The sequence below is a fragment of the Streptomyces sp. NPDC002896 genome (assembly GCF_040295225.1).
GTDB lineage: Bacteria > Actinomycetota > Actinomycetes > Streptomycetales > Streptomycetaceae > Streptomyces.
On sequence record NZ_JBEOVA010000002.1, the window covers coordinates 244341 to 257240 of the forward strand.

Sequence of the window (12900 nt, forward strand, 5' to 3'; positions counted from 1 at the left end):
CGGCGCACGGTCGTCTGTCATGCCTTCCACGATGCCGTCCGAGATCGTTCACGTCGTCGTCCCTGGGCAGGCATTGACTCGTACTGCCGATGGAGTACGAATGGCCACGGGTCCTCCCCTGGGTGGGTGACACGGACAGCGGGCCCGCCCGTGACAGGCGACGTGCCTGCCGGCGCTTGCTCTACTGCTGTCGTGCCTCACCACCCCGTCCGCCCCGGCGTCGTCGCAGCGGCCTCGCGTCGTCGCCCGCAACAGCCGGATCCCGGGCGGCGCTGCGGGCGGCCCGGCGGCGAACAGGCTCCGTTGCGCTCTTCCGCAACGGCCGTATGTGGGTGACCATGAAGGAGGAACCGGCTGAGGACTGGGGGTTCTGCGTGAAAGTAGGGCTGATCACCCGGGAGTATCCGCCGGACGTCTACGGCGGCGCCGGGGTCCACGTCGAGTTCCTCGCCCGCGAGCTGAGGGCCCTCACCGACCTGCAGGTGCACTGCTGGGGCGAGGGCGCCGCCGACGGAGTCCACCGTCACCGCCCGTGGCCCGTCCTGGACGCGTCCAACGACGCCCTGCGCACCTTCTCCGTGGACCTGTCGATGGCGGCCGCGCTCGAGGGCCGCGACATCGTCCACTCGCACACCTGGTACGCGAACCTGGCGGGCCATCTCGCCAAGCTGCTGTACGGCGTCCCGCACGTGGTGACCTCGCACTCGCTCGAGCCCCTGCGCCCCTGGAAGGCCGAGCAGCTCGGCGGCGGATACGCCCTGTCCGGCTGGGCCGAGCGCACCGCGATAGAGGCCGCGGACGCCGTGATCGCCGTCTCCGGCGGCATGCGCGAGGACATCCTCACCTGCTACCCGGCCCTGGACCCGGCGAAGGTGCACGTGGTCCACAACGGCATCGACTCCGAGCTGTACCGCCCCGACCACGACACGGACGTCCTGGAACGCATCGGCATCGACCCGGACCGGCCGTACGTCCTCTTCGTCGGCCGGATCACGCGGCAGAAGGGCGTGCCCCATCTGCTGCGCGCCGCGCGCCGACTGGACCCGGCCGCCCAGCTCGTCCTGTGCGCGGGCGCCCCCGACACCCCGGCGATCGGCCAGGAGTTCCGCGCCCTGGTGGACGAGCTGAGGCCGGTGCGGGACGGGGTGTTCTGGATCCCCGAGATGCTGCCGCGCGGCGAGGTCGTCCAACTCCTCACGCATGCGCGGGCATTCGTCTGCCCTTCGGTGTACGAGCCACTGGGCATCGTGAACCTGGAGGCGATGGCGTGCGGCACGGCCGTCGTGGCGTCGGCGGTCGGCGGCATACCCGAGGTCGTCGCGGACGGTACGAGCGGTCTCCTCGTGCCCTACGTGCCGACCGAGCAGGAACGTTTTGAAGAGGGTCTCGCGGAGGCCCTGAACCGGCTCGTCGGGGATGCCGGGGAAGCGGCACGCATGGGCGAGGCCGGACGAGAGCGGGCCGTGCGCGAGTTCGGCTGGGACACGGTGGCCCGACGCACGGTCGAGGTGTACGAGAAAACGGTATGAACGCCGGCGACGGCGTAGGCGGCTGAGGGGGCGCGATGCGCGGTGGACCCAATGTGCTGGGAATCGTCCTGGCAGGCGGAGAGGGCAAACGGCTTATGCCGCTGACCGCCGACCGGGCCAAACCGGCGGTCACGTTCGGCGGCACGTACAGGCTGGTCGACTTCGTGCTCTCCAACCTGGTCAACGGCGGCATGATGCGCATCTGCGTCCTGACGCAGTACAAGTCGCACTCACTGGACCGGCACATCACCACGACCTGGCGGATGTCGAGCCTCCTCGGCAACTACGTCACCCCGGTCCCCGCCCAGCAGCGGCTCGGCCCCCGCTGGTACCTGGGCAGCGCGGACGCCATCCTGCAGTCCCTGAACCTCGTGTACGACGAGCAGCCGGACTACATCGTGGTGTTCGGCGCCGACCACGTGTACCGCATGGACCCGCGGCAGATGCTGACCCAGCACATCGAGAGCGGTGCCGGAGTCACCGTCGCCGGCATCCGGGTGCCGCGCGCCGAGGCCTCGGCCTTCGGCGTCATCCAGCCGGCCCCTGACGGCATCCGCGTGGGGAACTTCCTGGAGAAGCCCGCGGACCCGCCCGGTCTGCCGGACGCCCCGGACAAGGTGTTCGCGTCCATGGGCAACTACATCTTCACCACGAAGACCCTCATCGATGCGCTCCAGCAGGACGCGGAGATCGAGGACTCGGTGCACGACATGGGCGGCTCCATCCTGCCGATGCTCACCGAGCAGGGCGTCGCCCACGTCTACGACTTCGACGGCAACCACGTGCCCGGCGAGACTCCGCGCGACCACGGCTACTGGCGCGACGTGGGGACCCTCGACGCGTACTACGAGGCCCACATGGACCTGATCGCCGACCAGCCGGTCTTCAACCTCGACAACCGGAAGTGGCCCATCTACACGCACTCGGGCCAGCTGGCGCCCGCCAAGTTCGTCGCGGGCGGCATCGCGAGCGAGTCGATCGTCAGCCCCGGCTGCGTCATCCGCGGCCAGGTCACCCGGTCCGTGCTCTCGCCGGGCGTGGTCGTGGAGGAGGGCGCCGTCGTCCAGGGCTCGGTGCTGCACGACAACGTCCACGTCGGGCGCGGCGCCGTCGTACGCGGCGCCGTGCTCGACAAGAACGTGGATGTTCCGGCGGGCGCGGCCATCGGGATCAACGCTCAGCGGGACCAGGAGCTGTACACCGTCTCCAAGGGTGGCGTCATCGCGCTGGGGAAGGGGCAGCAGGTGCTCTAGTCAACCCCCGGGATCGGCAGTCAAGCCCGGGGAGTGGCTCTCGTAGGCCGGTCGGCCGTGAACCGTGGAGAAGCCGCGGTTCACGGCCGATACCCATTTCATGGGTCCCATGCATCACACCGCTCCCGCAGGAGCGGGTCTTAATCTGCTGTTAACTGAGCGTAGCCTGATCATACTTGACTGTAATCGCTTGTCGGCGATTGACTGCTGCTTCCCCGTCGTCCACGCGAGGCAAGCCATTGACTTCTGACCTGCTTGCACCACTCGACCTGGCTTTCTGGAACATCGAGTCCGCGCAGCACCCGATGCACCTCGGTGCGCTCGGTGTGTTCACGGCCGACTCGCCCTCCGCCGCCCAGCACGCGGCCGAACTCCTGGCCACCCGTGCCGCCGCCGTCCCCGGCCTGCGGATGCGAATCCGCGACGTCCTGCTGCCGGTCGGCGGGGCGGCCCGTGTCCCCGACCCCGGCTTCGACCCGCTCGACCACGTCCGCCTCACCGGGCCCGTGCGGGACTTCCACGCGGCCGCGGGCGCCCTGATGGAGCGCCCGCTGGACCGGTCCCGGCCACCGTGGGAGGCGCACGTCCTGCCCGCCGCCGAGGGCGCGTCCTTCGCTGTGCTGTTCAAGTTCCACCACGCGCTCGCCGACGGGCTGCGCGCCCTGACACTCGCAGCGGCCGTGATGGACCCCGTCGATCTGCCCCCGGCCCGCCCCCGTCCGGCGGAGGAGCCCCCGCGCGGACTCCGGCTGCCGCTGCCGGGCGTGCGCCCGATCACCCTCGGCGACCTGACCCCGCGCAGACTGCCGGGGCTGTTGAAGGGGGCCGTCGCCGATGTCACGCAGGCGCTCGACATCGGCGCCTCGGTGGCCCGCGCCACCTTGGACGTGCGCTCCTCTCCGGCACTCACCTCGCGGGCCAGCGGCACGCGGCGCACCGCCGGGGTCGCCCTCGACATCGACGACGTCCACCGCGTGCGCAAGGCGGCCGGCGGCACCGTCAACGACGTGCTGATCGCCGTTGTAGCCGGAGCGCTGCGCCGCTGGCTGGACCAGCGCGGCGACGGCAGCGAGGGCGTCGAACCCCGCGCGCTCATCCCCGTCTCCCGGCGCAGGCCGCGCACCGCGCACCCGCAGGGCAACCGGCTCTCCGGGTACCTGATACGGCTTCCGGTCGCCGATCCGGATCCGCTCGAGCGGCTGCGGACCGTGCGTACCGCCATGGACCGCAACAAGGACGCCGGCCCCAACCGGGGCGCGGGCGCCGTCGCGCTGCTGGCCGACCATGTCCCGGCGCTCGGCCACAAGCTGGGCGGGCCGGTCGTCGGACAGGCGGCCCGGTTGTGGTTCGACATCCTGGTCACCAGCGTGCCGCTGCCCAGCCTCGGCCTGAAGCTCGGCGGCTGCGCGCTCGCCGAGGTCTATCCGCTCGCGCCGCTGGCCCGCGGCCAGTCCCTCGCGGTCGCCGTGTCGACGTACCGCAGCCAGGTGCACTACGGCCTGGTGGCCGACGCGGCCGCCGTGCCCGACCTGGACCGGCTCGCCCAGGCCCTGCGCGACGAGCTGGCGGAACTGGCCGAGCTTGCCGAGGCCGAGGCGCGGAAGAGGGTCGCCGTGGAGTGAGCGGTTTGGTGGGAACACGCGTGCCTACGTAAAGTTCGGCTCTTGGAACGTCAGGGTGCGCGAGCAATACGAGGACAGACAGCGATGACGGTGACACAGGACAGCCAGGGCCAGGAGTACGGTCCCGGCATCGACCCCGACCGTCTCGCGGTCTGCCTCGCGGTGCTCGAGGAGCTCGACAAGATCGAGGTCGACCACCCTGACGCGATCGCGGTGCGGCGTGCCACCTCCGGCATCTACCGCACCGTGAAGCAGCGCCGCCGCCAGGAGCGGCGGGCCGCCAAGACCGCACACGACAAAGCCGTGACGGAAGCCACAGCGACCGGCTCGGCGGAGCGCATCGACGACGAGACGCAGGGCATCCTGCCCTCGTCCAGCGCGAAGGGCGAGATCGCGGGCATACTCCAGCGCCCGCGGTCCTGCTACATCTGCAAGCAGCGATACGTCGAGGTCGACGTCTTCTATCACCAGCTGTGCCAGACGTGCGCGGCCGAGAACCGGGCCTGCCGCGACGCCCGCGCCGACCTCACCGGCAAGCGTGCGCTGCTCACCGGAGGCCGCGCCAAGATCGGTATGTACATCGCGCTGCGGCTGCTGCGTGACGGCGCGCACACCACGATCACCACGCGCTTCCCCAACGACGCGATCCGCCGCTTCAAGGCGATGCCGGACAGCGACGAGTGGATCCACCGGCTGAAGATCGTCGGCATCGACCTGCGCGACCCGGCGCAGGTCGTGGCGCTGGCCGACTCCGTCGCCGCCGAGGGCCCGCTCGACATCCTGATCAACAACGCGGCGCAGACCGTACGCCGCTCTCCGCAGGCCTACAGCGAACTCGTGGTCGCCGAGTCGGCGCCGCTGCCGGCCGGTGAGCTGCCCTCAGCCGAGGTGATCGGCACCTTCGGCTCCGGCGCCGTGGCCGCGCTCCCGGCGGCCGGGGGAGGGGCGCTCACCGCGCAGGACGTCACCGAGCTCGCGCTCGTCTCCGGCTCGGCGTCCCTTGAGCGGATCGCGGCCGGTACGGCGATCGACGCGGGCGGCCTGGTGCCCGACCTGCACGACACCAACAGCTGGATCCAGACCGTCGAGGAGGTCGACCCGGTCGAGCTGCTCGAGGTTCAGCTCTGCAACTCCACGGCGCCCTTCATCCTGATCAGCCGACTCCGCCCGGCGATGGCAGCGGCGGCCCGCACCAACGGCGGCCGCGCGTACGTTGTGAACGTCTCCGCCATGGAGGGCGTCTTCGACCGCGGCTACAAGGGCGCGGGCCACCCGCACACCAACATGGCCAAGGCCGCGCTGAACATGCTGACGCGCACCAGCGCCAAGGAGATGTTCGACACGGACCGCATCCTGATGACCGCGGTCGACACCGGCTGGATCACCGACGAGCGCCCGCACCCCGACAAGATCCGCCTCGCCGATGCCGGCTTCCACGCCCCGCTCGACCTCATCGACGGCGCGGCGCGCGTGTACGACCCGATCGTGCGCGGCGAGGCGGGCGAGGACCTGTACGGCGTCTTCATGAAGGACTACGCGCCCGGGAAGTGGTGACGGCGCCCGGGAGTCGGTAAGGGCGCTTGGGAGTCGGTGACGGCGCCCAGGAAAAGCAGCGGCCGCTCAGGGGATCTGGTCTGAGCGGCCGTCAATATCAGGGAGCCGGGGTGGAGTTGGCTCGAAACGTCGCTCCTCCGGGCGGGAAGCGCCGGGCCGCCGCCACCAGTTCCAGCACCGGCCGCCAATCCTCCATGATCCCCGCGTCGAGCCCGACGACCTTCGCGGAGTCGTCCGCCTGCCGCAGCGTCACCGCGTCCTCGGCCATCGGGTCGGCTTCGAACGCCCTCGCCTCGGCCGGCGTCATCGCGCCACCCTGCAGCTCCAGCGTGAGAGCGCTCTGCGGCGACAGTCCGTGCCAGGGATCCGTCGCCGCCAGATAGCGCTTGGCCGGCACATGGAGCCGTACGAGGCGCGCCACGCGGTGACCCAGCAGCGGCCGCACCGCAGCCGCTGCATGATCCGCATGTCCGGCCTCGTCGCCCGGACACAGTAGGTACCCGATGTCGTGCACCAGGCCGGCCACCTGGAGTTCCTTGTCGCTGGGGTGGGAGCGGCGCAGCAGCGCGGCGGTCTGCAGCGCGTGGTCGTGGAGATCGACCGGATCGCCGGTGCGGTCCGGTGCGTCCCATGCGCCACGGCAGGCGTACAGGACGTCCATCAGCTCCTCGACGCTGCGCAGTTCGATGTCCTCCGTGCTCTTCATCCGCTCCATGCGCGACTCCTCCCACGGGTTCCGGACCGCCGGTACGGTCAGGACAGCACGGCCGTCTTTCGAGGCAGCCAACGGCGCCTTAACGGTGCGCCTTCGCTGTCTGCATGCGCATGCCGCCTGTGCGCTTCCGCTCTCTGCATGCGCATGCCGTCCGTGCGCTCCCGCTCTCTGCGTGCGCATGGCGCCCGAGCGATCCGGCGCGGCGCTTCCCGGCTCGGCGATGAGCAAGCGGATCGGGCGCAGTTGGGTGAGAATCAGACCATGGCTGAATGAAGTCCAGGCAACCGGACACGGTCACGCCTGTTTTCAGCCCCATCGAGCGGGCACCCGCTCATTTGGTTACCCTGGAGGGGACGGACCTTCCAGTGGGTTCCACCAACACCCATGGTCCGTCCCGGGACAAGCCGGCCACCACGGCCCATTCCCACCAGAAACCGGCGCCACCGCGTCCGAACTGCCCAGAATTTGCAGCCCCATCGGGCGGAGCCGGCGCCCGGCAATGGCGGGCCATGGCGGTACGTCCGGGGGTTACCCGACACAGAAGGAGTGCGCGGTGACACCAGAGAAGGCGAAGAGCGACAAGCGCCCGAAGGAACGTACGGAGCGCGCGGGCCGCCGACCCGAAGAACTCGGCAGCCTCGACGTGTGGGCCAGGTCGGCCCCGATCCGGCTTGCGGGCTACGAGGACGACCTCGCGGAGCCGCACATCCTGCCGAGCGTCGATTGAGCGTCATCCGCACTCACTGATCGCACGCGATCCGTGCCGGTCGGCGGGCAGCCCGCCGACCGGCTTCGCATGCCCGGCGATCCCCCGGAGTGGTCCCGGCCTCCGCTGACCAGCATGAACGTGCCAGACTCGGGTCCATGCTGATCAGAGACGCAGGGACCGGAAAGAACGGCGGACTCGACGGGAACGGCCGCAGCAGCCAGGACGGCCTGGACGCCGACTGGTCACAGATCTGGCCGTTCTGGCGGAAGATCGTCGCCGCCCGGGAGACCTACGCCTGGGCCCCCGACACCCCCGAGGAGAAGGCCCGCGCCCTGTGGATGGGCGCGGGCAAGCGCGTCCACGTCGTGGAGGACGAGGACGGCGTCATCGTCGCCACCGCGTCGGTCGGACCCAACTACGGCGTCGGCGGCCCGGCTGCCCACATCGCCAACGCCGGCTTCATGGTCGACCCCGATCACGCGGGCCGGGGCGTCGGACGCCGCCTCGCCGAGCACGTCCTGGAACAGGCGAAGGCCGACGGCTACACCGGCATGGTCTTCAACGCCGTAGTGGAGACCAACCCGGCGGTCCGGCTGTGGACCTCGTTCGGCTTCACGATCCTGGGCACCGTCCCGGACGCGTACGAGCACGCGCGGCACGGCCGGGTGGGCCTGCACATCATGTACCGCGCGCTCTGAGGCCGGTACGGAGCGCGGCGATCACAACGACGGCGCCGTGCTGCTCTGGGCCCGGCACGGCGCGGGCGCCGCGCGGCGATCACGCCGACGGCGCCGTGCGCGCCCACGGACGCAGCTCCTCCAGCCGCCCGGCCAGATCCAGCAGGCCCTGCTCGTACCCGGGCGCCCCCACCAGCTGGACGGCGCAGGGCGCGCCAGAGGGGAGCGTCCCGAACGGGACCGACATCGCGGGCCACCCGGTCAGATTCCACGGTGGAGTCAGCGGGGAGTACCGGGTGTTGGCCAGCACGTTCCGCAGCCAGCCGCGCTCGTGCCAGGGCGCGGCCGCCGGGCCGCGCCGGGCCAGCGCGGGAGTGAGCAGCACGTCGTGCTCCTCGAAGAACGGCTCCATCAGCCTGCGCAGCTGCTCCCGGCGATCGCCGCGCTGCACCGCTCCCAGGCAACGCCGTCCGATCGCCGCATGGACGCGCGTCCGCCGGGTCAGCCTCCGCGGATCGAGGTCTTGGGCGTCCACGGCGGTACCCGCGGTCCAGTGCGCGAGCGAGGTCGTGGCCAGCCACCAGGGGTACGGCGGGTCGGCGCGCCGAACCTCGTGGCCCGCGCCCGACAGCACCGCAGCCGCCTCGCGTGCCGCGGCCGCGTACGGACGGGTGACGGGCACGCCCAACAGCGGGCTGCGTACGGACACGGCGATCTTCCGCGGAGACGACGGCCCGGGTCCGGGTGTCGGATCGGCACCCGCGAGTACGGAGAGCAGCAGTCGTGCGTCCTCCACTGTGGTCGCCAACGGGCCGTTTTCGGACATCCCGAACCAGTCGCCGTTGCTGATGCCCGCCGGGACCGTCTTGGGGCCCGGCTTCAGTCCGATGAGTCCGCAGTTGGCGGCCGGGATGCGCAGCGAACCCATGCCGTCGTTGCCAAGGGCGACGGGCACCATGCCCGCGGCGACGGCGGCCGCGGAGCCGCCCGACGAACCGCCCGCCGTGCGCGTGGGGTCCCACGGATTGCGGGCCGTGCCGTGCACCCCCTCGGTGGTTCCGAAGACGCACAGCTCGGGCACGTTGGTCAGCCCCACGACCACGGCGCCGGCCGCGCGGAGCCGGGCCACGGTGGGGTGGTCGTTCGCCGCCGGGGTCTCGTCGGTGGCAGCGGAGCCGATACGGGTGGCCTCGCCGCGTACCGCGAGGTTGTCCTTGACGGCCACGGGCACGCCCGCAAGGGGAAGGTCCGGCAGATCGGGACGCGCCCCCACCTCGTCGGCCTCCGCAAGGGCCTCCTTGGCGCGCACGTGACGGAACGCCCCGATCCGCCCGTCGACCTGCTCGATCCTCGCGAGATGTTCCGCAACCACGTCGCGCGGCGCGACCCGCCCCTCGCGTACGGCAGCGGCGATCTCGGCGGCGGTACGGCCGACCCAGGTGGTCACGGTGGCTCCTCGGGCATGGGGGCGGGCACTCGGGTGCCCCGGGCGGGGTGCGGAGATCACTGTGCCGTGGCCGCGGGGGCCGCGTCGAGGGTGGGGGCGCGCGCCCCCGGGATGCGCGGAGCCACCAGCCCGCGCGCGGCGTCCGCCCAGCCCGCCGGGACCCCGGCTTTCGCCCACTGCCGGAAGCAGGCGCCCGCCCACGCGATGCGGGCTGAGGCCCGCGCTCGGGCGCAGTACCGGCTGGCCGGCACCCGCCCCAGTGTGTCCGAATTCACCGTCCGGTCCGGTACCGACCGCGCGACACTGGCCGGGAGAACCCCGCCGCCCTTGCAACCTCTCGAAACGTCACCTGACGCGATTCGAGGTGGGCAACCGTGCAGGCAGCGTCAGGGGAGAGCCGTCCCTCCGGATCGCTGCACGGGTCTTGTGTGAACGATCACTCAATGCCTAGGGTCCTCCATAGCAAGCGCTTTCATGGCGCGTTAATTGGATCGAGCCGTTCGAGGAGCCCCCTCCATGCCCGCCCAGCCCCGTCGCCTCCGTGTCGCCGTCGTCGGTACCGGAGGCATCGTCAGCGGCAGTCATCTGACAGCGCTACGGGCCCACGCCGACCGGACCGAGCTGGTCGCGGCCGTCGACATCGACCCCGACCGGCTCGAAGCCTTCCGCGGCCTCGCGGGTGATGACGTCACCGGATACACCGACCTCGGCGGCATGCTCGACGCCGAGCGCCCCGATGTCGTCCTGATCGGCACCCCGCCGTCCCTGCACCGCGAGCAGACGGTGGCGGCGCTGAAGTCGGGCGCCTGGGTGCTGTGCGAGAAGCCGCTGTGCCTCTCCCTCGCCGAGTACGACGACATCGCCGCGGCCGAGCAGGCCTCGGGCGCGTATGCCTCGGTCGTCTTCCAGCACCGCTATGGCTCCGGTGCCGTGCACGCCCGCGAACTGATCACGAGCGGTGAACTCGGCGCCCCGCTGGTCGCCCACTGCCAGACGACCTGGCACCGCGACAGCGACTATTACGCGGTGCCGTGGCGTGGCCGCTGGGCCACCGAGGGCGGCGGCCCCACCATGGGCCACGGTATCCACCAGTACGACCTGCTGCTGCACCTGCTCGGCGAGTGGACTGAGGTCCGCGCCATGGCGTCCCGGCTCGTCCACGACACCGAGAGCGAGGACGTCTCGACGGCGCTGGTGCGCTTCGCGAACGGCGCCCTCGCCACCGTCGTCAACAGCGTCGTGTCCCCGGACGAGGTCAGCCGTATCCGCATCGACTGCGCCAACGCGACGGTCGAGCTCACGCACCTGTACGGCCACACCAACGACGACTGGGTCTACACCGCAGCGCCGCACATCCCCGCCCAGCGCACCGACTCCTGGCGCACGCCCGCGGCGGACGTCCCGAGCTCGCACGGTGCACAGCTGGGCGCGTTCCTCGATTCCTACGAGGCGGGCGTACGGCCCCCGGGCAGCGGCACCGACGCGCGCGGCACGCTCGAATTCGCGGCAGCCCTCTACAAGGCGGCCTTCACCGGGTCCCCGGTGCACGCGGGCGAGATCCGTCCCGGCGACCCGTACTACACGGCCATGCACGGCAACCACCCCGACTGGAGCCCCGCGCGATGACGATCAAGCTCATCCACACCCACGGCGAGCACCTCTCGGTCGAGGCCGGCGGCGTCGAGCTGCTGCGGTACGTGTACAAGCCGGACCCGGTCGCCTTCGAGTCCCGCAAGCCGTACATTCATCCGCTGCGCACCCTCGCCGGACACCAGGTCACCGGCTACCGGCCCAACGACCACCGCTGGCACAAGGGTCTGCAGATGACCGCCAGCCATCTGTCGGGGCAGAACTTCTGGGGCGGCAACAGCTACATACACGGCGAGGGGTACCAGGAGCTGCCCGAGCGGGTCGGCTCGATGCGCCACGACGGATTCCCCGTCCTCGCGCTGGAGGACGACCGCTTCACCCTCGCCGAGGACCTCACCTGGGTCGCGCACAGCGGTCAGGAGTGGGCCCGCGAGCAGCGCGGCATCATCGTCCACTCGGTCGACGAGGAGGCAGGCGCCTGGGCCCTCGACTGGGTCATCAAGCTCACCAACATCCGTGACGAACCGCTGCACTTCGGCTCCCCGACCACCGCGGGCCGCGAGATGGCCGGCTATACCGGGCTGCAGTGGCGGGGACCCCGCGACTTCACTGGCGGCGCCGTCTTCGGCCCCGAAGGCCCCGACCGCGCGGAGGGCGCCGACGGCGCGGACGCGGGCAAGCTGATGGGCACCCAGGGCCCGTGGCTCGCATTCACCGCCGAGCGCGACGACGTCGACGCCCACTCGACCCTGGTCTTCGCCCATGCGCCGGAGAACCTCGACGCGTCGACCGCGATCCACGACTCACACTGGTTCGTACGCTCGCAACCCATCCCGACGGTCGCGTTCTCCTGGGCGTTCTTCGAGGAGTTCGCGCTCCCGCCCGGCGAGTCCTTCACCTACCGCTACCGCGTGGTCGTCGCGGACGGCGCGTGGGACCGCGACCGGGTCGCCGCGCATCTGGAGGCCCTGCCATGGTGAACCCCGACCCGGTGAGCCCCGCGCTTCCGCACCCGTTGCCGGGGGCCGTGGGGCTGTCGCACCTGAGTGCGTATGACTGGGAGGCCGCGGACGGCGTGTGCGGCGGGAGCCCGCATCTGCACCTCGTGTGCAGCGAGGCGTACGTCGTCACGGGCGGCCGGGGAGCGGTCCAGACGCTCAGCCCGGCCGGGTACCGGGAGACCCCGCTGGAGCCCGGCTCCGTCGCGTGGTTCACGCCGGGCACCGTGCACCGCATGGTGCAGGGCGGCGGGCTGCGCATCACCGTGCTGATGCAGAACAGCGGCCTGCCGGAGGCCGGTGACGCCGTCTTCACGTTCCCGCCCGAGGTGCTCGCCGACCCCGAGCGGTACGCGGCCGCCGCGGCGCTGCCCGCGAAGACCGGGCCCGAGGCCGAAGAAGCCGCCCGCAAGCGGCGTGACCTGGCCGTCGAGGGCTATCTCGTGCTGCGAGAGGCCCTTGAGAAGGGCGACAACGGCCCGTACCTGGAGTTCCAGCGGGCCGCGGCCCGGCTCGTACGCGCCAAGGTGCCCGCCTGGCGCGAGCTGTGGCGGGCCGGTGCACTGGCCGCCGCCGAGCGCACGGGGGTCCAGCTCGACGCCCTCGAATCCGGCGACCCCGCCTACCTCGCCGACGCGGACGCCTACGACGCCGGCCCCACCCGGCACGGCGGCTACGGCATGTGCGGGCGCCGCGACGAGTACGAACTGCCGGGAACGACGCTGCCGTACCGCGGCGAATAGCGGGCAGCCGGATCCCCGTGCGCGGGCGCGCGCACGGGGGATTAACCCGCCGACGACGCGCAC

12 protein-coding genes are annotated in these 12900 nt (G+C 71.6%); 9 read left to right on the top strand and 3 right to left on the bottom strand.

Annotation, left to right across the window (positions count from 1 at the left end; genetic code table 11):
• The first annotated feature begins 374 nt into the window (after nt 1-374).
• The 4 genes from glgA (at nt 375) to ABT009_RS03335 (ending at nt 5958) form a co-directional block, all read left to right on the top strand.
• Nucleotides 375-1529, top strand: coding sequence for a glycogen synthase (gene glgA / locus ABT009_RS03320; protein WP_351289522.1), 1155 nt, complete (start codon nt 375-377; stop codon nt 1527-1529).
• Between the two features lie 35 nt (nt 1530-1564).
• A complete protein-coding gene (gene glgC, locus ABT009_RS03325; protein ID WP_351289000.1) occupies nt 1565-2782 on the top strand; it encodes a glucose-1-phosphate adenylyltransferase in 1218 nt (405 codons plus the stop codon).
• 239 nt (nt 2783-3021) lie between these two features.
• Entirely contained in the window at nt 3022-4404 is a 1383-nt protein-coding gene (locus tag ABT009_RS03330) for a wax ester/triacylglycerol synthase family O-acyltransferase (protein WP_351289002.1), read from the top strand.
• Nucleotides 4405-4488: 84 nt separating this feature from the next.
• Nucleotides 4489-5958 (top strand): SDR family NAD(P)-dependent oxidoreductase, encoded by a 1470-nt coding sequence (locus tag ABT009_RS03335; protein ID WP_351289004.1) that lies wholly within the window; start codon nt 4489-4491, stop codon nt 5956-5958.
• A gap of 97 nt (nt 5959-6055) precedes the next feature.
• Here the strand turns inward: ABT009_RS03335 and ABT009_RS03340 are convergent, their stop codons facing one another.
• Nucleotides 6056-6646 (bottom strand): inositol oxygenase family protein, encoded by a 591-nt coding sequence (locus ABT009_RS03340; RefSeq protein WP_351289524.1) that lies wholly within the window; start codon nt 6644-6646, stop codon nt 6056-6058.
• 580 nt (nt 6647-7226) lie between these two features.
• Between ABT009_RS03340 and ABT009_RS03345 the strand changes: the two genes are divergently transcribed.
• Together ABT009_RS03345 and ABT009_RS03350 are read left to right on the top strand one after the other, a co-directional pair.
• Entirely contained in the window at nt 7227-7400 is a 174-nt protein-coding gene (locus ABT009_RS03345) for a hypothetical protein (RefSeq protein ID WP_107441161.1), read from the top strand.
• 137 nt (nt 7401-7537) lie between these two features.
• Entirely contained in the window at nt 7538-8080 is a 543-nt protein-coding gene (locus ABT009_RS03350) for a GNAT family N-acetyltransferase (RefSeq protein ID WP_351289006.1), read from the top strand.
• A gap of 79 nt (nt 8081-8159) precedes the next feature.
• Here ABT009_RS03350 and ABT009_RS03355 read toward each other — a convergent pair whose 3' ends face one another.
• Complete coding sequence (locus ABT009_RS03355; RefSeq protein WP_351289008.1) at nt 8160-9506, bottom strand: amidase; 1347 nt, start codon at nt 9504-9506, stop codon at nt 8160-8162.
• A gap of 56 nt (nt 9507-9562) precedes the next feature.
• A complete protein-coding gene (locus tag ABT009_RS03360) occupies nt 9563-9757 on the bottom strand; it encodes a hypothetical protein (RefSeq protein WP_351289010.1) in 195 nt (64 codons plus the stop codon).
• A gap of 265 nt (nt 9758-10022) precedes the next feature.
• Between ABT009_RS03360 and ABT009_RS03365 the strand changes: the two genes are divergently transcribed.
• Genes ABT009_RS03365 through ABT009_RS03375 form a run of 3 tightly spaced genes read left to right on the top strand, consistent with a single transcriptional unit; the run spans nt 10023 to nt 12837 of the window.
• Nucleotides 10023-11132: a Gfo/Idh/MocA family protein gene (locus ABT009_RS03365; protein WP_351289012.1), complete on the top strand. Its 1110-nt coding sequence runs from the start codon at nt 10023-10025 to the stop codon at nt 11130-11132.
• Nucleotides 11129-12076 carry a DUF6807 domain-containing protein gene (locus tag ABT009_RS03370; protein WP_351289014.1) on the top strand — a complete coding sequence of 316 codons (948 nt, stop codon included), beginning with the start codon at nt 11129-11131 and terminating at the stop codon, nt 12074-12076. The genes ABT009_RS03365 and ABT009_RS03370 overlap by 4 nt, the downstream gene beginning before the upstream one ends.
• Nucleotides 12070-12837 carry a cupin domain-containing protein gene (locus ABT009_RS03375; RefSeq protein WP_351289016.1) on the top strand — a complete coding sequence of 256 codons (768 nt, stop codon included), beginning with the start codon at nt 12070-12072 and terminating at the stop codon, nt 12835-12837. Before ABT009_RS03370 ends, ABT009_RS03375 begins: the two co-directional genes overlap by 7 nt.
• Nucleotides 12838-12900: the final 63 nt, after the last annotated feature.

Excerpts from the sequence above, each read along its gene's own strand:
- glgC (WP_351289000.1), top strand. The coding sequence starts at position 1,565 with ATGCGCGGTGGACCCAATGTGCTGGGAATCGTCCTGGCAGGCGGAGAG.
- ABT009_RS03335 (WP_351289004.1), top strand. The coding sequence starts at position 4,489 with ATGACGGTGACACAGGACAGCCAGGGCCAGGAGTACGGTCCCGGCATC.
- ABT009_RS03350 (WP_351289006.1), top strand. The coding sequence starts at position 7,538 with ATGCTGATCAGAGACGCAGGGACCGGAAAGAACGGCGGACTCGACGGG.
- ABT009_RS03365 (WP_351289012.1), top strand. The coding sequence starts at position 10,023 with ATGCCCGCCCAGCCCCGTCGCCTCCGTGTCGCCGTCGTCGGTACCGGA.
- ABT009_RS03370 (WP_351289014.1), top strand. The coding sequence starts at position 11,129 with ATGACGATCAAGCTCATCCACACCCACGGCGAGCACCTCTCGGTCGAG.
- ABT009_RS03375 (WP_351289016.1), top strand. The coding sequence starts at position 12,070 with ATGGTGAACCCCGACCCGGTGAGCCCCGCGCTTCCGCACCCGTTGCCG.